We start from the raw sequence: 21,779 nt of genomic DNA, 5'->3' as shown, positions 1-21,779 counted from the left end.
AAAAAATGACTCTATCGATTCCTCCCGAATTCAATTCTGCATCAGAAGTATTGTCATCATTATCTACTCAGCAAAAATCAAAAGTAACAGAAGCTGAAATGATGCAGGCTGTGCGGATTTTGTTACTTGGCTTAGGAGAAGATCCAGATCGTGAAGGTTTAAAAGATACTCCTAAAAGAGTAGTCAAAGCTTTGCGGTTTCTTACCAAGGGATATTATGAATCTTTAGATGAACTGCTCAATGGTGCAGTATTCACAGAAGATGCTAATGAAATGGTGCTAGTCCGGGATATCGATATTTTTAGTTCCTGCGAGCATCATATTCTGCCGATTATCGGTCGTGCTCATGTAGCATATATTCCGAATGGAAAAGTGATTGGATTATCCAAGATAGCCCGTATTTGTGAAATGTATGCACGACGTTTGCAAGTGCAAGAGCGTCTTACCCTACAAATTGCAGACGCACTGCAAGGATTACTCAAACCTCAAGGGGTAGCAGTGGTAGTGGAAGCAACTCATATGTGCATGGTAATGCGCGGCGTACAGAAACCTGGTTCTTGGACTGTTACTAGCGCAATGCGAGGTGTATTTGCAGACGACGCTCGCACCCGTGAGGAGTTTATGAACTTAATTCTGCACAATAGTAAATTTAAGTAACTTTCCCTTACCCAGACACGCCTCGGTAAAACTAATGCGAGCCGATACTACAACCGAGGCGATCGCCAAAAATGGGTAGATTCACTATCTCAGCTTACAATGACAACACTATTGCTTTGTCACTGTTTCACTTATTTCAGGGTGCTATCTTGGACTTTTTGACATCCAGCTGCCAAGAACGCCTTGCCAAAAGGTTCACGCCCAGAACCGCAGCCCAGCGAAAGGATATGACCTTTGAAATTATAAAGCAATTGCGGAATATTTGAGGGGCGTAGCGCTACAACAGCTCTTTCCCATCCATCATCACGCTCTGGGTTGCCGTCCTTTTGTTTACTCACATCAATCCGAATCATCATCTCTGATACTTCGCTGCCTGTGCCGTGACAACAGAGAACCAAATACTCATACTTGCACGCCTGATCTGCAAAGAAGGCGATCGCTTGTTGATGTTGTATCAGGTGGTACAAATTTGCTTGCAGACACATTTGCTCTAAGAAGGCACGAAGTGTATTCGCAAGCGCAAGCATTGAAGAATCGCAAACAATGGCAACCGTATCGAAAAACTTCATAAGCTTCGTTTTGCCGTCTAGTGCAATTCTACATTAATGCAACTACCTCAACCTCTCACAGATGATGTTAATCAGGTTTGACACATATCTCTAAATTCTGTCCACGGTAAGATATCAATTACACAAATGCTTATGTCTAATAAAAATACATCTATCTATAGATAGTTAACAAATAATCTTTATATCACTACACATTTAGATTCATTATGCTTTCTACATCAATTAAGCTAGTTCCGAGCAAAGCCTACAGAATAAAAAAGCACGCAACTATCTTTAGATAGATAAAAAACTGTAATAATCTATTATTATATAAATAATCTGTATACTGTTATCTGCTTTCTTGTAAACATCCAAGTAAAGTACATTGACAACTTTTGCCACTAGTATGAGAATATTCTCATGATTCAAGAAACACAAAATATGCCCTAATAAAACAAACTTTTTACATAGGTTTTAATAATCCAAATGTAAATTATAATGCTACAAATAGTCTACATAATTATCTTAAGCACTGCTAAAAGTTAAATTTAATTTGACTGAAAGACTTTGTCTTGCGGTTAAGGTTAGAGTATTGAGGCTAATTATGATAACATAATTGGATAAAATAATGCTTGTGTTAAAAGTTTATCAAACTACAAAACTTATATCATCAAATCTGTGATTTCAGATGTTCGGGGTGGCGTACAGCTGTTCTGGTTGTGGTTTTGATGTCTTGAGTTATGCAATTGCAATGTTTTGAATTGTGCAGTTAAATCCTGGCTTATTACCGTTTTTTCTGAAAGACCAAGATTGTTTTGAATGCTAGCAATCTGGGGTTTTAGTTGCTCTAACGAGAAATTCGTAATTTTATGAGATACTACCTTATAACTCGTATCAAAAGCTGAAAAGCCATATTTAATAGCCTAGAAAACCTTACAAACCATAAAGATATTATATATCTTTCCCGACTTTCCCGAAAAAATTGGAGAGATGTGTCTCTCATATCTTTGTGGCTAAAGAACAATAAATAACTATTGTCAAACAGTTATTTATTTTTAGTCGATTTTGTCATTGCTTTGTAAAAACTGCAACTTGCTTAAAAAACCTCATCTTAACAAGGTGGCAGGTCAAAAATTGTCATGAGGATGCGTGCAAATGCTTAATTGCGATCTGATGGGGAGTCTGTGTGATGATTTCCTACTATATGTTCTCACCATGCCTTTGGTTCCCCTCTCCTAAGTTTGGGAGAGGGGAAATGGTGAGAGTTGCAACAACCAATTAGCAAGACTTGGAATCGTGTATCTAGCACGTTCAAGTTAGCTAGCTAAATTTTGTTTGAAAACAAGGATTAGTTAATGGCAAGAATCAACGGAACACCGGATAAGGATACCCTGCAAGGTACCAATAACGCTGATACAATCCAAGGCTTTGCCGGTGAAGACGAACTGTTTGGTCTCGGCGGTGCTGATCTACTCCGAGGCGGAGATGATAAAGACACCATATTTGGTGGAAACGGTGCCGACAGACTCTTTGGGGATGCAGGCGAGGACTCTCTATATGGCGAGAACGGTGCTGACACCCTCTATGGCGGGCAGAACGCCAACGACGTTCTTGATGGCAAAGACCTCTTAGATGGTGGCCCTGGCAATGATTGGATCTTTGGTGGCTTCGAGGATACTCTGTTAGGCGGAGCTGGCAATGACAATCTGACAATTGCGAATAATCCTGATGGTAAGAGCTTCGTTAACGGTGAGGCTGGCGATGATTCGCTGGTTGGTAGCAATAGCCTGACTGAAGGTGACACCCTTGAAGGCGGATCTGGTAATGACTTCCTGAATGGATTAGCTGGTGATGATGTTCTTGAAGGTGATGACACCTTGGGTGCGCCTGGCTCTGACACTATCTTGGGCGGAGATGGCAATGATACCCTTTACGGTGATGCTGACAGCTTAAGCGCTGGTGCCAATGACTCCCTCGTTGGTGGAAATGGCGATGATGTTCTCTATGGCTATGGTGGTGATGACACCCTCTTAGGAGGTGACGGTGCTGACACTCTCGATGGTGGTGACGGCAACGACATCCTTGATGGTGGAGCAGGCCCCAGCACTCTTTTGGGCGGTGCTGGCTTAGAGACAATCACTGGCGGAATTGAAGCTGACTTGATTAATGGTGGAGAAGGCACTGACTCCCTCTTAGGCGGAGGTGGTAATGACACCATCTTAGGTGACGGCGAGGGAACTGAATCTCTTGCTGGCGATGACTTTATCAATGGTCAAGCTGGCGATGACTTCCTCGATGGTGGTGCTGGTGCTGATCGGATCTTAGGCGCGGCTGGCAATGACACCCTCTCCGGCGGAGAAGACCTGGAAGGTCAAGTTGCCGGCGATACGCTGACTGGCGGTGTTGGCAGTGACGTATTTGTGTTAGTAGCCACGGGATTTGAAGCACCAGATCCTGGCGACCCACCAGTACCTGCTCCTCAAGGCGACAGGATCACTGACTTCCAAGACGGTATCGACTTCCTAGAGTATGAACTAGGATTTGAGGCACTGACAATTACTGGTAGCGGTAATAATACTGTACTCACAGATACTGCTACAGGCGAAATCCTCGCAACTTTAGTTGGAGTAAATCCCAGCTTAATCACAGAGGCAGATTTTGTTAGTTAAAAAATGGGCAACTAGCCAGGTAGTTCACTTGGGAAACAGCCAAGTAAAAGACGTCTGACAAGTTACCCCAAACCTAACAGAGCAGCTACAGAGTCTCCATAACTTACTGAGCTACTCTTCGGATTGTGTCTCTATTTTACTCCTGTTGTCCCCTACCGGGGGATAGCAGGAGCCAAATAGCAAGATAATTAATACTAGAACGCTTAACCAGCGCAACTAGTTCGCCGCAAGAGTTGCAGAAATTTGAAATTTGCAAACCAGATATGGTTTAGCTGAGGTGCAAAAACTTTAAGACGGGACAAGATTAGAGCTTAAAGTTTGTCCCTTTACTTGGCTTCTGTAAGAAGTCTAATATTGCGATGCGAATTTTATTTCTACACCCTAATTTTCCTGCCCAATTTCGTCATGTGGCAGCAGCTTTGGCTAGAGATAACCAAAACCAAGTCGTCTTTGGTACTACTCGTCGTGATGGTAGCTTGCCTGGTGTGACCAAAGCTATCTATACTCCTAAACGAGAAGCGCGCCCGGAAACCCACCACTATGTCAGACCCTTAGAAAACGCCGTTCTTCAAGGTCAAGCAGTTTATCGGATGGCAGAACAACTCAAGGCACGGGGATTTATTCCAGATGTAGTTTATGGTCATTCTGGTTGGGGGCCAACTCTATTGATGAAAGACGCTTTCCCCCAAGCCAAATTATTGTGCTACTTTGAGTGGTTTTATCATGCTCATGGCACTGATGCCGACTTTGATCCTACCGAGTTACTCACTGCTGATGACGAAGCCCGGATTCGGATTAAAAATGCTCCGATTTTGCAGGATCTATATAGTTGCGATCGCGGTCTTTCTCCTACCTATTGGCAACGTCAGCAATTCCCTCTAGAATATCACAGTAAAATTACTGTACTTCATGATGGCATTGATACTAACTTTTTTCGTCCTAAACCAGGAGCAAAGTTAGTTCTCCCCCGCATCAATCTCGACCTTTTTCACGTTGAAGAACTTGTAACTTATGTGGCAAGAGGTATGGAGCCTTACCGGGGATTTCCCCAATTTATCGAGGCAGTTGCCCTACTCCAAGAAAAACGCCCCAACTGTCATGTAGTTATTGTTGGAGAAAATCGAGTCGCCTATGGTAAGCCTCTAGGTGATGGCAAAACCTATAAAGAGGCAATGCTAGAAAAATATGATCTCGACTTGAGCCGAGTTCATTTTACAGGCTGGCTACCTTACGAAGAATATCTGCAAGTTCTCCAAGCTTCTTCGGCACACGTTTATCTTACCCGTCCTTTTGTCTTATCTTGGTCAATGTTGGAGGTTTTATCAACAGGTTGCTTGCTGGTCGCTTCGAGAACTGCGCCTGTGACTGAGGTGATTCAAGATGGCGTTAACGGTTTAGTAGTAGACTTCTTTTCACCCCAGGCAATATGCGATCGCATAGAAGAAGCCCTTCAACATCCAGATCAAATGGCTGGGATCAGGGCTAAGGCAAGACAAACCATTCTAGAGCGTTATGACTTATCGCAACTATTACCCCAGCATTTGCAATGGATACAACAGCAAGAAGATAACAATGGCAAACTAGTTTCTCCGTGGGAGGGAACGAAGCTAGAGTCGGTAGCCATTACTCAAAACAATGGGTCAAAGGGGAAACACAACGATACAGAAAAGTCATCGCTCACATCTGCCACACTGTTACAACTTCAAAGCCGCAAGGTAAAAAATGAAGAAATTCTTCCTCTGTTAGCTAGGTATCAACTATTACCAAAGTTACAGCAAGAACTTGTGATTGATGAAGCGATCGCATCGATTAGTTGCACAAGCGAAGAACAAGCCAAGTGTTGCCAAGAATTATGCCAACAGCATCAGTTAAAATCCGAGGCTGAACGCCAAGCATGGTTGCAGCAGCAGGATATGACTGAAACACAATTTTTAAACCTAGCAACCCGGAACCTGAGAATCGAGAAGTTTAAGCAACTAACTTGGGGTAGTAAATTAGAATCTCACTTCCGCCAACTCAAGCCAAAACTTGATCAGGTTGTCTACTCCCTCATTCGCCATCGCGATGCAGCTGCTGTTCAAGAACTTTACTTCCGCCTCCTAGAAGGCGAACAAACTTTTGCTGAATTAGCAAGGCAATACTCCCAAGGTTCCGAGGCTGAAACTGGTGGATTAATGGGCCCCGTAGCCATGAGTACACCCCATCCTCGACTAGCCCAAATTCTCGCCATCAGCCAACCTGGACAGATATCACCTCCAACCCACATCGGAGATTGGTGGGTAATTGTGCGGTTAGAAAAGTTTCTGCCAGCAAGACTTGACGAACCCATGCGCCAACGGTTACTCAACGAACTTTTTTCTTCTTGGTTAAAAGAACAACTTCAACAGCAAGCTTTTTTGCCTCAAGCGATAGAAGCACAAAAACTAGCATAAACAAATTTAATTTTTTTAGGTTCACAATATGCCAGCTTTCAACTTTAACGAACAAAACTTGGTGGGCAACGACTTTACCGGACAAAACCTAAATGGTTCCACTTTTTTTAAAGCCACCCTCACAAACGTCTTATTTGTTAATACCGCGCTCAGAGGTACTAACTTTGAAGAATCAAAGTGGTTCAACGTCAATGCATCTGGTGCTATTTTTGCCCCTAATAACAACTTTTCCCAACCAGCGAATTTTTTCAAAGCGACTTTAGAGAACGTCAATCTCAGTGGTGCCAACCTCAGAGGGGCGAATATGTCCCTGCTCAATACGAAATTCATTAACCTATCAAACGCCAATCTGACGAATGCGAGCTTGCGGGAAGCTAATCTCAGTGGTGAACAATCAGAACGCCCAAATCTTAGAGGTGCTAACTTTACTGGAGCTGATTTATATAAAGCCAAGCTCAAAGCTGCTGATTTGACAGGAGCTAATCTGACGAATACCAAGTTAGAAGAAGCTGACTTTGAAGCCACTCTTTTAGTTAATGTCGATGCAACTGGTGCTGATTTTCGACTAGCAAAACTTACAGATATTACTCTGCGAAACTCTATTTTTGATTTAGCTAATTTCAGTGGTGTTTCTCTCAGTGATGCCCCACTCGAACCAGGTCAAACTAGCAATGCTAAGTTTCGCGGTGCTAATTTAAGTGGCTTTTTGGTAGATGATGCAGTTTTGACTGGTGCTGATTTTAGTCCTCATGTAGCTACCAATGGCACCGTGACGATCACAAACCTCACTGGCGCTAAATTTGATGACACCGATTTGAGTGGAGCAAACTTCACTCAAGCCAACGCCGAAGGAATTTTATTAAATGGGCTTGCCGTTGGCGCAAATTTTACTGATGCAAAGCTCCTTAACGCTGACTTATCTAAAGCCGACTTCACCAATGCCAACTTCACCAGATCTGACTTAAGTAGTGTGAAGATGACCGATGCGATCGCCGTTGGTGCAAATTTCACTGATGCAAAGCTGATTGACGCCGATTTATCTAAAGTTAATTTCAGCAATGCCACTTTTATAGGAGCGGATTTAACTGGTGCGATCGCAGTTGATGCAATTGGTTTGTATCTCGGAACCACAGGCAACGACAACCTCACCGGAACAAATGGCAACGATAACCTCTTTGGCAATGACGGCAACGACACCCTTTTTGGTAATGCAGGTAATGATTATCTAGACGGAGGTATAGGTGCTGATTCTCTGATTGGTGGAGATGGAAATGACACTCTTTTTGGTGGTGCAGGCAATGACATTCTTCTTGGTGAAGCAGGTAATGATTCTCTCTACGGAGGTTTAGGTGCTGACTCCTTAGTTGGTGGTGCAGGACAAGACACCCTGATTGGTGATGCTGGATTAGATACCTTAATTGGTGGTGGAGGTAATGATTATCTAGACGGAGGTTTAGGTGCTGACTCACTATTTGGTGGTGCTGGAAATGACACCTTAATTGGCGGTGCAGGAAATGACACTCTGACTGGCGGTGCTGGTGCTGATGCCTTTATTTTCAATGCCTCTACAGAAGGAATTGATACCATCACTGATTTTTCTGTAGTTGATGATACTATCTATATTTCTGCTACTGGATTTGGCAGTGGGTTACAGCTTGGTGTACTTGTAGATAGTCAATTCCACTTAGGCTCATCGGCGACCAATGCTTCACATCGCTTTATCTACGACACAAGCAATGGTGCGCTCTATTTTGATGCAGATGGCACTGGTAGTACTTCCCAGGTAGAGATAGCTAGACTCTCTAACAATCCTGCGATTACTAGAAATGACATTGTTGTTGTATAAATAATTACGGCAATTAGTAGTGTGGGCATTGTTTAGGATTTACTCAAAATTTTTAGATTGTCAGCAATGCCCACCTGAAAAAACCTTTCTTTACCTTTGACTTGAAAGAGGGTGTAGGGAAAATACCTTTTTCATGCCTGGTAATGAAACAAGTTTCATCGTGACTGTCTTTTGCCTCCTGCTTTCTGTTGTAACTTCAATGCGAATACTTTTTACCATTGCCCACTTTTTTAATCCTGACAGCAAGGGTAAGCACGCCTCCCAGAGGAAAGATCCCCAATCTCGCCTATTGGCGCTAACTCAAAGTTTGTCTGCCTTGCATCAACTATTTGGTAGATCTCAAAGCATTATCAATATTGGACAGCGATTGGCTTTCTGTGCTAATCAACCGCAAGCTTACGATTTGGACATTATTATCTGTACAACCAAAGATAATCATCTCCTCAATCAACTGGCTGTACCTTACCATTTCTACAAACACCATCCCACTCAAGTAGAACCCCTACTTTTGGGATTTGAGTGCCAGGCAGTACTACGAGATTATCTCGGTGATTATGATTATTACTGTTTCCTTGAAGATGATTTGATCCTCCACGATCCTTGGTTTTTTAGCAAATTAAACTGGTTTACTCAGCAAGCAGGCGATTTGAGTTTGCTGCAACCTAATCGCTATGAAGTTTCTATCCACAACCTGACTTGCAAAGCCTACATTGATGGTGATTTAGCAGCAAGAGTTACTGCACCTTTTCAAAATGTAAACGAGCAACCAGAACTTAAAGGCAAAATCATGGGAATGCCAATTACATTTCGTCGCGCCCTTAACCCTCATGCTGGCTGCTACTTTTTAAATGCCAATCAAATGGCTAATTGGGTTAGCCAGCCTTATTTTCTGGATCGGGATATCAGCTTTGTTAGTCCCCTCGAAAGCGCTGCAACCTTAGGAATTATGAAGACATTCCGAGTTTATAAATCTGCTCCAGAACAAGCTAGTTTTTTAGAGATTCAACATTTTGGCACGGGATTTTTAAGTCTGATTGGGCAACAGGTAAGCTTGGCGACAAGCTGAACTCCAGCAAATTTGAGCTTTTTAATTACTAACTATACCCTTTTTGTTTCAAGCAACAAATTCTCGTCTTTATTTCCTCTGTAACCTCTGGTTTTTATTAACCGCACAGACACAGAAAGCGCAGAGCTAGTCCCTACTCCTGTTAATTTGATATGACTTATACTAAAAGCACTTTTCAAGATTTTCTCGCTAAAATTGCTGGATTTGAGCAATTATCAAGTGAGGTACTTGCTGATGTATCACAAAAACTCCAACCATTGCGTTATCGTTTAGGTCATAAGATCATCGGTCAAGAAAGAATTCCTGAGCAAGTCATTATCATTTATGAAGGAAAAGCTCGTTTATTGGCACACGATCCGTGTACGCAAAAGCCAACAACTTTAAAGTTGTTGCAACCGGGGGCTATGCTTGGGGAAATAAGTTTGTTGCGAGGGGTTGCTTGCGAGAGTGCGATCGCTTCTACAGAAGTTATTGGTTTAACATTGGATGCACAAGAGTATTTACGCTTGCTTAATTTTTATCCGGCTTTGGCTGAGGTTCGCAAATACACCAGTCATTTAGTGGAAGTTTTTGATATCCTTGCTGCACAGTCAAAGGTACAAGCTTTAGGTAATATAAATCTCAAAGAAATTGCTCAGAATGCTTTGGCTCAGGCAAAAGTTGATTACCTTCCTTTAGGAAAAACACCAATTCGTCAACTGGATCGCGAAAGCATCTGGTTTATCAGCAGCGGCGGAACAGTTAATAATTTTTCTTGTGGTTCTCGCTTAGAATTCAATAATGTTCAAGATATAGTTGCAGTACAAGGGAAAAGTCCTGTACGTTTGGTTGGTTTGTGTGCGTCTGATTTAACGCTCTTAAACAATCATCAAATTAATGATCGCAATGGGGAGATAACTAATGAATTTGAGATCCCCTATGCACTCGATCAAGAATTAGTATTGTCACAGCCCAAAAAAGCACCTAGTGACCGCAAAATTAGAAAATATCCGTTTTTTCATGCCGAGGGACAATTAAATTCAGCTATTGCCTGTTTCCAAATGATCTCGAAATATTTGGAAATGCCATTTCGTCGTGAGGTAGTTCGCCGCATTTTAACTGAGCAAATCAACCGTCAGGGAACAATATCATTTCAATTATGTGCTTATCTTTCGGAATTAATTGGACTTAAGGCGCAATTAGTAGATCTACCGTGCGATCGCCTGACGCGTATTCCCACTCCTGCACTAATCGGTTACGGTGATAGCTATGCAGTGCTGTATGAAGCAAGCGATCGCACTATAGTTGTAGGCATACCATCTCAGGGAATCCAGCACTACAAGCCTGCTGAACTGCTTACCAAATTAGAGATTGAGGAAAAAAATTATCCGCCTCGAATCAGGGTGTTGCTACTTTCTCCTACCAAAGAAACACCCCAACAACGCTTTGGTTTGCAATGGTTTCTTCCTTATGTATCCCGCTATCGGCGCGTACTTTTAGAAGTTTTTATTGCTTCCTTCTTCGTGCAATTAGCAGGATTAGCAAACCCACTTGTTATTCAGTTAATTATTGACCAGGTAATCAATAATAATAGTATTAATACTCTGCATATTTTAGGAGCTTTACTATTAGTTGTAGGATTATTTGAAGCTGTACTTGTCACTTTGCGGACATACTTATTTGTTGATACTACCAATCGCATTGACATGGGTTTGGGGTCAGAAATTATTGACCACTTACTCCGGCTACCACTGCGTTATTTTGAACGCCGACCCGTTGGAGAACTTGCCACTCGCATCAATGAATTAGAAAATATCCGTTCCTTTCTCACAGGCACGGCTTTAACTGTAGGATTAGATGCTCTGTTTTCAGTGATTTATATTGTCGTGATGCTAATTTATAGTTGGCAACTGACCTTGGTTGGTTTAGCCACAATTCCTGTATTTATCATCATAACTTCTATTGCTTCTCCCACTATTAGAAAACAATTACGCACCAAAGCCGAACGTAATGCTCAAACTCAATCATATTTAGTTGAGGTAATGTCAGGAATTCAAACAGTCAAAGCTCAAAATATTGAATTGCGATCGCGCTTCTGTTGGCAAGAACGTTATGCTAGTTATGTCACGGCTGGTTTTAAAACAGTTATTACCTCTACCCTCGCTAATTCAACTAGTAACTTTCTCAATAAACTAAGTAGCTTGTTAATTTTATGGGTAGGAGCATATTTGGTACTAGAAGGAGAATTAACTTTAGGGGAATTAATCGCTTTTAGAATTATCTCCGGTTATGTTACCAGTCCAGTATTGCGATTAGGGCAACTGTGGCAAAATTTCCAAGAAACAGCTTTATCCTTAGAACGTTTAAGTGATATTGTTGATACTCCCCAAGAAGCGGAACAAGACCGTGATAATATTTCCTTACCTGCAATTACGGGAAATGTAAAATACGAAAATATTTCCTTCCGTTTTAATAGGGGTGGTTCTCTACAACTTTGTAATATCAATCTTAATTTTCCTGCTGGAAAATTTATCGGAATTGTTGGACAAAGCGGGTCGGGTAAAAGTACGATGATGAAGTTACTACTCAGGTTATACGAACCCGAAGCTGGCAGAATTTTAATTGATGGATATGATATTACCAAAGTAGAACTTTATTCTCTGCGGCGACAACTTGGAGTAGTTCCGCAAGAGACACTGTTATTTGACGGTACAGTACAAGAAAATATTGCTTTGACAAATCCCGAAGCAACAACAGAAGAAATTATTGAAGCTGCTAAAATTGCAGCCGCTCACGAATTTATTATGAGCTTGCCTAACGGCTATAATACGCGAGTCGGCGAACGAGGCGCTGGACTTTCAGGCGGACAAAAACAAAGAATTGCCATTGCTCGTTCGGTTTTACAAAGACCAAAATTACTGGTTTTAGATGAAGCAACTAGTGCCTTAGATTATCCTACAGAACGGCAAGTTTGTCTAAATTTAGCGCAAGCATTTAAGGAGAGTACAGTATTTTGTATTACTCACCGTCTGAATACTATTTCACATGCAGATATGATTGTAGTCATGGATAGTGGTAGGGTCATAGAACAAGGAAGTCATGACGAATTAATGGCTTTAAAAGGTCATTACTATTATCTATATAATCAACAAGAAGTGAATTTATAAATTAGTCATTTATTAGTAGGGGAGGCAGCGCGTTGCGGAGCCAGTGCGGTGGTGAGCCAGCGCTGCGGGAGGGTTTCCCTCCGCAGGCGACTGGCGAAAGGGTTCCCCGGCATAAAGGAGCCAGTGCGTTGCGCGGGTTCCCCGCGTTGTAGCACCTGGCGTCAACTGGCGTCGAGGTTCCCTCCGTTGTAGCGACTGCCGTGCGGGTTTTGTTGATCATCTTGCCGTTCAAACTGATAATTTATCTTCTAAACTCGCCCGTACAGTGGTTAGTAATTAGTAGCTATTCTCCCCCTCTGCACCTGAAGCTCCCCTACTCCTCTGCTCTCTTGTCTCCTATTCCCTATCCCCTATCCCCTTTTTCTATGAACGGTAATTCTCAAAACGGAAAGCATCAAAACGGCAACGTACCACAAAATACGCGAGTACTAACATCTACACAACCAAAATCTTTTGGGAAACCTGCGACTGATGCAAAACATGACAAAGAATATAACTTTGAGCAATCGGTTGTATTACGCCAATCTCCAATATGGTCGCGTACCATTATGATGAGTTTGATTGGTTTGGCTTGTTTTGGAATTGGTTGGACTTATTTTGCCAAAATTGAACAAGTAGTTCCTGCAACTGGGCAGTTAAAACCCGAAGGAACTGTAAAAGAAATTCAAGCCCCAGTGAGTGGAGTTGTAAAAGAGGTGCATATTAAAGATGGACAAGAGGTCAAATTAGGAGATTTACTGCTAACCTTTGATTCCACCACCACCAATGCTGAACTAAATTCCCTCAAGAAAATTCGTACTGAGATCGTTAGAGAAAATCAAATTTATCGCCAATTGCTAAATGCCAGTTCAGCGATCGCATCGGAGTTGGAATTTTTACGTAGTAAACTGCCACAAGAATCTGCTTTTCTTCTCAAAAGTCGGGCGGCGTTAGTTGTAGAAAATGAATTATTGCGGACTCAGTTAAAAAATTCGACTACAGATATAGAACTAGGAGTGGACGAACAACAACGCCTCCAAGCTGCTAAAAAAGAATTAGATTCTCGAACAGCAACTGCAAAATTAGATATTGAACAAATTAACAAACAAATTGTTCAAACTCAAATCAAAATCCAGGATACAAAAGACCGTTTGGTTATTCAACAAAAAATTTTAAATAAACTGCAAATTCTTGCAGAAGAAGGAGGCATTTCTCAGCTGCAATATCTCAACCAGCAACAACAAGTTCAAAATCTCAAAGCAGAAATTGCACAACTAGCTGAAGAAGAGAAACGACTTCAATATCAAATTGAACAGGGTCAAGAAAAATTAACTAACACAGTCGCTACTTATGATAAAAATATCTTAGATAAAATAGCTGATAATAAAAAACGTATTGCTGAAATTGATAGCCAGTTTACGAAAGTACTGCTGGATAATGAAAAGCGTCTAGCAGATATCAATAGCAAAATTTCTCAAACAGAAGTAAATATTAAATATCAAGAACTTCGCGCTCCTGTTAGTGGCACAATTTTCGATTTACAAGCCAAAGCTCCTGGATTTGTGGCAAATTCTACCCAAAAACTTCTGCAAATTGTACCCAATGATAAATTTGTAGCTGAAGTTTTCATTACTAACAAAGATATTGGTTTTGTCCGTAAAAGTATGAAGGCTGATGTCAGAATTGATTCTTTTCCTTTTAGTGAATTTAGTGATATTAAAGGAGAAGTAATTAGTGTTGCTTCCGATGCTTTACCTCCAGATCAAACACATCCTTATTATCGCTTTCCAGCTCAAATTCGCTTGAATAGACAATATTTAGTAGTTAAGGATAAAAATATACCTTTACAGTCTGGAATGTCAATTAGTGCCAATATTAAAATCCGTGAACAACGTTCAGTTATCAGTTTGTTCACCGAGTTGTTTACTAAGCAAATTGAAAGCCTCAAAGAAGTACGTTAATTCACATCTTTTATCTTCAAAAACGCCTGAAACAGAAAGATTTCCCTCGTCCACTGTATAGGAGTGTGAACTTAATTCACTCAGTATTCAGTTAGTTCCAGTCTTATTCTAAAGATTGAGGAACTTCCAACTGACAAGGCGCACACAAGCCAAAAAACTCCAAGGTGTGATAGTAAATCTTAAACGACAGAGACTGACATAATTGCGTTTCTAGTTCGCAAACAGGACAAGCCTCTACGGGGATTAACTTACCACATTGCAGACATACAACATGGTGCTGATGTTGCTGCACCAAGCTATACTGAGACTCACCCTTAACTGAGGTACGACTTTGTACCAATCCCCTTAACTTCAATACTTCCAGCGCACGATAAACAGTTGCCAACCCCAAGCGTTGATGAGATAAGCGCAGTTGCACATACAAATCTTGAGCAGAAATTGGAGTCTCAAGTTTTTCTAGAAATTCCAAAATGCTTTCCTGATAGCGAGTTAGTCGAGATATTACACCAATACTGCTCATACACAACAAAAGTAGGTAACGACTAAAGAACTGGCTTTACAATTTTATCAAGACTATGATTATGATAATTATTATCATAATCACAATCTTATAGAGATGGAAGACACTCGACCATCCTTGCCTACTAAAACTGACATAGCAATTATCGGTGCCGGGCCTCATGCTTTAACATTGGTAACCCACTTGCTGCAAAAACGGCAAACTATGCGGGGTAAAATTTTGGTGTTTGACCCCAGTGGCAAGTGGATAACTCGCTGGCAGCATCAATTTGCTGCTTTAGAAATTCCCCATTTGCGTTCTCCTGCCGTACATCATCCCGATCCCAACCCATTTGCGTTGCGTAAATTTGCTGAATCTCGTGCAGGTGAGTTATTTCCTCCTTACGACTTGCCGGGAACTCAGTTATTCCAAGATTTTTGTCAGGATGTAATTTGCCGCTTTTCATTACAACAGCAAGTTATTCCCCAGGCTGTAACACGGATTCAGCCTTTACCTCATCCCCTTCGTCCCCGCCTGCGCTTGTGGTTGCAAGATGGGCAATCAATTATGCTGCGGCGGGTAGTAATGGCAACGGGTAACTGTAAACTGCAAATTCCCGACTGGGTTACTCAGATAGAAGTAGAATATCCGCACGATAGAATTTGTCACTCAAATTCAGTGGATTTACGTAAATTACGTCTCACAGGTGAAAGAGTATTAATTGTGGGTGGTGGTTTAACCAGCGGGCATTTAGCAGTGGGTGCTATTTCTCGTGGTGCGAAAGTCCACTTGATAATGCGGCGACATTTACAACAAAAATTATTTGATGCCGAACCAGGTTGGTTGGGGCCAAAATATTTGAAAGAATTTTTTGCAGAACAAGATTACGAGAAGCGCTTGGCGATGATTTTAGAAGCTCGTAATGGTGGTTCCATGACACCAGCGATCGCTATGCAACTGCGACGAGAAGTACGTAGTGGTAATCTTAGGATTGATGAAAACTGTCAAGTAATTCAGGCTGAGTGGATGGGTGAGAATTGGCGAGTCAAATGCAGTGATGGTAGTCAGCATGAGTATAGTAGAATTTGGCTTTCTACCGGCACAAAATTTGATGTTACATCTGAGGTCTTATTACAAGAAGTTTTAGAAGCATATCCAATTAAGATAGTTAAGGGATTACCAGTTTTGGATGAATATTTGCGCGTTCCGGGTTGTGAATTATTCTTAATGGGTGGGTTAGCAGCTTTACAAGTCGGGCCAACTGCGCGAAATTTATCTGGTGCGAGAATGGCAAGTGAGAAGATTGTTCCAGCAATTGTGAAGCCAACAATCGCGCTTTCCCATTCTAGAAGTGCATAGGGGATAGGGCATTAATAAATTCGGTATTGCTGAATCGTGGTATGAATCCGGATGCCCAGACGCGATATATCGCTTCTCTACAAAGATTTTGACTACTTATCGCCAATGATTATTTATGAGTCTGATTTATGAGCAATCCAATTATTACTGTCGTTACCGGCTTGGCTGGGTGTGGCAAAACTACCTGGATTTACCAACAGCTAGCTAATAAAGAGGAGAAATTTCGCTTTGGAGATAAAAATATAGTGTATTTCAGCCCTGGTGTGGGCAATGTTCCCATCGATAAAACGCGCTTGGCGACGGAATTACCCAAAGTTAAAGTGTTTAGCGATGGACAAGAGGTTGAGTTTTTTAAGCACTTAGCAGTAGCAAATGTTGTCTATATTGAACTTGGCTTTTATTTAGAATTGAGCGCGATCGCCCAAATATTAGATAACCTAACTTACCATGCTGTTGCCCTTGTGCCGCCACACCTCCAAGATTCTGAGTACCATGTCTGGGCTAACGAGATTGTTATCGGCGCAGACGCCCAAACCAGTTTTACCCAAACTAAATTATGGCGGGTATCCAGTACAGGTCAAGTTATAGACGAAGATAGTTTACACGAGTTGTGGTACGAAATCACCCACGGTGCTTACGGAACAGTTACCCGTGCCAAGGGAATTTTTAACGTTCCTGACGGGCGATCGCTTTACGCTGATTTTGTGGCGGGTGTTCCTTCCACAGATTTTCTTGAATTAGATCTTCCTCGTCATTTAGATGGTATACCTCAAAGTTTTAGTGGTTTAGAAGTGCTGGGAAATAACTTAGATGAAGCTTCCTTGCGACAAACATTGGAAGATTGCTGTTTATCTGAAGCTGCAATTTTGCATTACCAACAACAGGTAAAAGAAACTTTACTGGAGGAGACACAAGCGTGAAAATTGCAGTCATATCCTGTATTCACGGCAATCTTGAAGCCTTAGATGCAGTCTTATTAGATATTGATAAACAAAAAGCCGAAAAAATCTTTTGCGTTGGAGATTTAGTTGGCTACGGCCCTTATCCTAATGAAGTAGTAGAAAAAATTCGCTCGTTAAATATTCCCACCTGTGTTGGTTGTTGGGATGAAGATATTGTTGAGGGCTTAAATGCTTGTGAGTGTAGTTATCCGTCATTAATAGCTGAAAAACGTGGCAAGTTAGCTCACGAGTGGACAAACAAAGAAATTAATTCAGAAAACCGCGATTTTCTCACAAAATTACCCTATAGTTTACGTGAAGGTAACCTTACTTTTGTTCATGGTAGTCCCCATAGCAACCACGAGTATTTATTACCAGAAATAGATGCTTTTTTAGCACTAGAAAGAGTTCTTTTTACAGGTGCAGATGTTCTATTTTGCGGACATACTCATGTACCTTATGTTCGTACATTAGATGCAGTCAAGTTAAAAATTAGTATTAAAATTAAGGGAAAAGAACAACAGCAAAAAAGCTTTCATGCCCCAAGAAAGCAGATAGTTAATGTTGGTTCAGTCGGAGAACCACGGCATGGGCGTCCTCATGCAACTTATGTAATTTATGATATTAATACTCAAGCAGTAACACTCAGAGAAATACCCTATAATTACCAAAAAACTTGTGCAGCAATTATTGAAAAGGGCTTACCTGCTATTTTTGCTTGGCGTTTAGCGCATGGTTTGGAATATGCAGAAAGGGCTGACGATCCTACTCATATTTGTACTAGGTGATGGGTTAGTAGGGGCGGGTTTTGTTGATAATCTTGCCGTTAAAACGGATAATTTATCTTTTAAACGCGCACGGCAGTCGCTACAACGCGCTTAACCCGCAAGGGCGCGCTGCCTCCCGTACAGTAGTTAGTGGTTAGTAAGAACAAATTATTTTATTTATGAATAAATGGGCAATTTTAAGTGGAATTGAAGGTAATTTGGCAGCTTATAAAGCAGTAATGGCAGATATTCAGCGTCAAATTCGTTCAATTGAAGCATTATATATTCTTGGCGATATAGTGGGGCCAACACGAGAATCTGAACAGTTAGTAGAACTTATACGTCAACCCCAGTTTGGAGAATTAGAAGCATTGGTTTGTAAAGGATGGTGGGAAGAACAGTGTTTGATTTTGCACGGACTTGGTGCAATTAGTGAACCCACTGAGTTGATGGCAAAATATGGAGGAGAAACCGTTAAATTGCTGTGGGAGTGTGTCTCCCGTCAAACTGTGCAATGGATTAGAAGTCTTGATTTTGGGTTTTTTGAACTGGATTGTTTGTTAATTCATGGCACAACTATATCTGTAGATGAGGAACTCACCCCAGAAACTTCTCCAATTATCATGTGCGATCGCCTCATGCGGATGCAAGCTCATAATTTATTTTGCGGTCGTTCTGGTTTAACTTTTCAATATCAACTGCAAACAGGTTCCATCACCGCAGGAGTTACAACCCTTGACAGTAAAGCATCTCCCCAAACAGTCAATCTCACACCACGTCAAATTATTGGGGTAGGCAACGTTGGGCGCACCCCAGGAGAAGCAACTTATACTCTCTACAACCCCAGTACAAATCACGTGGAATTTCGGACTGTACGATACGGAACAAGTAAGGGTTTTGGAGTAAAAAATCTTGTTTGAAAACGATTATCATTATAATTTAAGTTAGCAATCATAATTAAATTCCATGTCGTCAGAAAATCTCACCATTGATAACACCACATCTACTCCTACTAGCCTGATTTATCGTCCCCGTCGCCTGCGTCGCAGTGCTACCTTGCGTCGCATGGTACGGGAAACAATCTTGACTGTAGACGATCTGATCTACCCCATGTTTGTGATGGAAGGAGAAGGGCAGAAAGTTGAAATTACTTCCATGCCTGGGTGTTATCGATATACTTTAGATCTATTACTCAAGGAAATAGCAGAATTGCATCAATTGGGTATTGGTGCCATTGCTTTGTTCCCAGTTATCCCGGAAGCAAAGAAAGACGATACTGGCAGCGAAAGCTACAACCCAGATGGATTAGTACAGCGAACCGTGAAGGCAATCAAAGAAGCCGTGCCAGAAATCCTAGTAATTACCGATATTGCCCTTGACCCATTTACTACTCACGGTCACGATGGCATAGTAGACGAAAATGGCATGATCCTCAACGATCCAACAGTAGAAATTTTAGTGAAAATGGCCATAGCGCAAGCCGCAGCAGGATCGGATATGGTTGCACCCTCTGATATGATGGATGGCAGAGTCGGAGCAATTCGTAAAGCACTGGATGCAGAAGGATATGTGGATGTAAGGATTTTGGCGTACTCAGCAAAATATGCTTCTGCATATTATGGCCCGTTTCGGGATGCTTTAGATTCTGCTCCCAGGTTCGGTGACAAGAAGACTTACCAAATGGACTCAGCTAATGCCAGAGAAGCTATTAAGGAAGTTGCCTTAGACATTGAAGAAGGCGCAGATATAGTCATGGTTAAACCTGCATTGGCATATTTAGATATCATCCGCCAAGTAAAAGACTATACACATTTACCTGTTGCTGCCTATAATGTCAGTGGAGAGTACGCTATGATTAAAGCTGCTGCTCAAAATGGCTGGATAGATGAAAAGCGAGTAATTTTAGAAACGTTAACCAGCATGAAACGGGCTGGTGCTGACTTGATTTTGACTTACTTTGCCAAGGAAGTAGCACTAATGTTGCAGCCGAAAAACTTATTTTCTAATATTTGATACAGGCGTTTGCTGATGAGTGTGGTCAAAATTTTGTCTCAAAACTAGATAATTACAGCCCTAACTGATACTATTTCACATTAATCGTAATACGCATAAATCATGTAGAGACGTGTCATGACACGTCTCTCTTAGCTTTTTCCCAAGAATATTGGTTTTAATATTGTTTCTTTGTATCCAGCAGCGGGTATTCAGGTTCCATTGAAAACCCTCCACCACCCATGGCAATGATTTGTTGAGAAATTCGATTTGTGGTCATTCTCCAACCCTTTCCGTGGTATTTTATCAAATCAACTATGAACCAACATTCCAACTTGGTTGCATCAAAATTGCCTCCCACTCCTGCTGAGAGAGTGGTTGCACAGACAAATCAATACCAAAAGAATCACTAACAGCAGCAATCAAAGTTGCAATAATCTTTTCAATACTCAAGTTTTGAGAAATTTGTACGGAGGTAAAAGTTTCTGTTCCAAATACTTCAGCAAACAAGCTTGCATCAGGTTGCAATTGCATGGAACCATGTTGCAAAATTGCTCCACCGCGTCGCAATTGAGCACTACCAATTAGCTTACAACCATCTGCTGTCACTAAATCTGCACCAGTAGCAGTGCCAAAACAATTATGGTTGTGGATGTAACCTCGTCCAGCACTTCCATAATCCAAATCTATGCCAAGTTGACGCCATCCTTGAATTAAAAACTCGCAAATCTTTTGATAAATCTCTATGCGATTACCACTTAATCCAGATATTACTACAGCATAAGTTAAATCACCTTGATGTAAAACCGCCCTACCACCTGTAGGACGCCTGACTAAATCTAGTTTTTTCCCCTGCCAAACCAGATGCTGCCAATGTTCAGGATATTTATGTTGGTGATAGCCAAGAGAAATAGCAGGTGGCGACCAAGTATAAAACCGCACACTTGGAGGATGCTGTCCTGAAAGGTGCTGTTCTAACAACCAACGGTCAATAGCCATCTGTACATTGCCAGCGGCTTCTAAGAACGGAATTAGTCGCCAAATCTGCTTGCTGTGCATCTATGCAGCAGACCCCTTTTTAAATTGCTTAAGCCATGCTAAATTCTGATTGTAAAGCATCATCGTTATTATCGGCGATTGTTGCCACAATGGTAATTAAGCGAGAAACTTCAGTAGCAGACAACTCCGCTAAGGTACGTGTTGCGATCACAACCACCTGATCTTCTATAATACCGAAACGGGATTCAAAGGTGCTAGAGCAATTCATTTCTAATAGTTGCCGCATTAACTTAGGTTCATCTTTAGCAGGTAACTTTAGCACCGAAGACCAGACTGTAATAGTATCTTCATCTGTGGTTCCTGTTAGTTGCACAAATACTTCTACGCTGCCATAGGTAAATTTCCACAAATAACCACCCTCTGACGGATGGCTAACCATAGCGCTGTCATTTTGCTCTAAGGTATCAATGACGTTTTCAATCACTTCTACGTGGTTAATACTTGTGGTTCCTGCCAGCATTTCATTGACGAGTTCGCCAGTTGATATAGATTCAGTTGCAACTGTCTCTGGATCGGGTTGGTAGGTTGTCATACAGATTTTGCCTCCAAATTGTGATTTATCCACACCTACTTTATACTGTGGGAGCAAAGAAGGTGAGAAACGTAAGGCAGATTGTTACATCGTTAATGGTTATTAATCCCTAATAATTGCCTAATTCCAGATTTATCTTCATCAGTCACTCGTCAGATATCATTGACTCTTCCTTGCAGATGATTGGGACTATGTTTGAGCCATTAGTAGGAATTTGAACCGCACAGGCACAGAGAGCACAGAGAGTTTATGAGGGCTGTGAAGGCGATGAAGGCGATCGCGTTTTCCAGTTAAGTTACACTGCCAATTACACTAAAAAGCGCCCCC

The 21,779-nt window shown here is 41.5% G+C and carries 16 protein-coding genes; 12 read left to right on the top strand and 4 right to left on the bottom strand.

What is annotated here, in order from left to right; all coding sequences use genetic code 11:
- Positions 1–5: 5 nt before the first annotated feature.
- On the top strand, positions 6–656 hold the full coding sequence (gene folE / locus U2718_RS02260) for a GTP cyclohydrolase I FolE (protein WP_341994664.1): 651 nt from the start codon (positions 6–8) through the stop codon (positions 654–656).
- Between the two features lie 131 nt (positions 657–787).
- Here the strand turns inward: folE and U2718_RS02255 are convergent, their stop codons facing one another.
- Positions 788–1,225 (bottom strand): hypothetical protein, encoded by a 438-nt coding sequence (locus U2718_RS02255; RefSeq protein WP_341994662.1) that lies wholly within the window; start codon positions 1,223–1,225, stop codon positions 788–790.
- Positions 1,226–2,559: 1,334 nt separating this feature from the next.
- Here U2718_RS02255 and U2718_RS02250 point away from each other — a divergent pair.
- The 6 genes from U2718_RS02250 to U2718_RS02225 all read left to right on the top strand — a co-directional run bounded on the left by U2718_RS02250 (position 2,560) and on the right by U2718_RS02225 (position 14,303).
- A complete protein-coding gene (locus U2718_RS02250; RefSeq protein ID WP_341994660.1) occupies positions 2,560–3,873 on the top strand; it encodes a calcium-binding protein in 1,314 nt (437 codons plus the stop codon).
- Between the two features lie 359 nt (positions 3,874–4,232).
- Positions 4,233–6,305 carry a glycosyltransferase gene (locus tag U2718_RS02245; protein WP_341994658.1) on the top strand — a complete coding sequence of 691 codons (2,073 nt, stop codon included), beginning with the start codon at positions 4,233–4,235 and terminating at the stop codon, positions 6,303–6,305.
- Between the two features lie 28 nt (positions 6,306–6,333).
- Complete coding sequence (locus U2718_RS02240) at positions 6,334–8,151, top strand: pentapeptide repeat-containing protein (protein ID WP_341994656.1); 1,818 nt, start codon at positions 6,334–6,336, stop codon at positions 8,149–8,151.
- Positions 8,152–8,350: 199 nt separating this feature from the next.
- Entirely contained in the window at positions 8,351–9,217 is an 867-nt protein-coding gene (locus tag U2718_RS02235) for a calcium-binding protein (RefSeq protein ID WP_341994654.1), read from the top strand.
- A gap of 152 nt (positions 9,218–9,369) precedes the next feature.
- The gene (locus U2718_RS02230; RefSeq protein WP_341994652.1) at positions 9,370–12,363 is read left to right on the top strand and encodes a peptidase domain-containing ABC transporter; all 2,994 of its coding nucleotides are present in this window, start codon (positions 9,370–9,372) and stop codon (positions 12,361–12,363) included.
- 365 nt (positions 12,364–12,728) lie between these two features.
- Entirely contained in the window at positions 12,729–14,303 is a 1,575-nt protein-coding gene (locus U2718_RS02225; protein WP_341994650.1) for an HlyD family efflux transporter periplasmic adaptor subunit, read from the top strand.
- 103 nt (positions 14,304–14,406) lie between these two features.
- Here the strand turns inward: U2718_RS02225 and U2718_RS02220 are convergent, their stop codons facing one another.
- The gene (locus tag U2718_RS02220) at positions 14,407–14,823 is read right to left on the bottom strand and encodes a Fur family transcriptional regulator (protein ID WP_341994648.1); all 417 of its coding nucleotides are present in this window, start codon (positions 14,821–14,823) and stop codon (positions 14,407–14,409) included.
- 96 nt (positions 14,824–14,919) lie between these two features.
- On the opposite strand from U2718_RS02220, the gene U2718_RS02215 reads away from it, so the two are divergent.
- From U2718_RS02215 to hemB, 5 genes are all read left to right on the top strand, one after another.
- Complete coding sequence (locus U2718_RS02215) at positions 14,920–16,161, top strand: FAD/NAD(P)-binding protein (protein ID WP_341994646.1); 1,242 nt, start codon at positions 14,920–14,922, stop codon at positions 16,159–16,161.
- 128 nt (positions 16,162–16,289) lie between these two features.
- On the top strand, positions 16,290–17,081 hold the full coding sequence (locus U2718_RS02210) for a GTP-binding protein (RefSeq protein WP_341994644.1): 792 nt from the start codon (positions 16,290–16,292) through the stop codon (positions 17,079–17,081).
- Positions 17,078–17,890 (top strand): metallophosphoesterase family protein, encoded by an 813-nt coding sequence (locus U2718_RS02205; RefSeq protein ID WP_341994642.1) that lies wholly within the window; start codon positions 17,078–17,080, stop codon positions 17,888–17,890. Before U2718_RS02210 ends, U2718_RS02205 begins: the two co-directional genes overlap by 4 nt.
- Positions 17,891–18,048: 158 nt before the next feature.
- Complete coding sequence (locus U2718_RS02200; protein ID WP_341994640.1) at positions 18,049–18,789, top strand: metallophosphatase; 741 nt, start codon at positions 18,049–18,051, stop codon at positions 18,787–18,789.
- Between the two features lie 46 nt (positions 18,790–18,835).
- The gene (gene hemB, locus U2718_RS02195; RefSeq protein ID WP_341994637.1) at positions 18,836–19,882 is read left to right on the top strand and encodes a porphobilinogen synthase; all 1,047 of its coding nucleotides are present in this window, start codon (positions 18,836–18,838) and stop codon (positions 19,880–19,882) included.
- 294 nt (positions 19,883–20,176) lie between these two features.
- Here hemB and U2718_RS02190 read toward each other — a convergent pair whose 3' ends face one another.
- Together U2718_RS02190 and U2718_RS02185 are read right to left on the bottom strand one after the other, a co-directional pair.
- Positions 20,177–20,920 (bottom strand): biotin/lipoate A/B protein ligase family protein, encoded by a 744-nt coding sequence (locus U2718_RS02190; protein ID WP_341994635.1) that lies wholly within the window; start codon positions 20,918–20,920, stop codon positions 20,177–20,179.
- A 28-nt stretch (positions 20,921–20,948) separates the two neighbouring features.
- Positions 20,949–21,452 (bottom strand): YbjN domain-containing protein, encoded by a 504-nt coding sequence (locus tag U2718_RS02185; RefSeq protein WP_341994633.1) that lies wholly within the window; start codon positions 21,450–21,452, stop codon positions 20,949–20,951.
- Between the last annotated feature and the right edge of the window lie 327 nt (positions 21,453–21,779).

It is taken from the genome of Chlorogloeopsis sp. ULAP02 (assembly GCF_038404745.2).
Taxonomy (GTDB): domain Bacteria; phylum Cyanobacteriota; class Cyanobacteriia; order Cyanobacteriales; family Nostocaceae; genus Chlorogloeopsis.
Note: the sequence above shows the minus strand (reverse complement) of the source record. Positions and strands in the feature narration are given on the sequence as shown.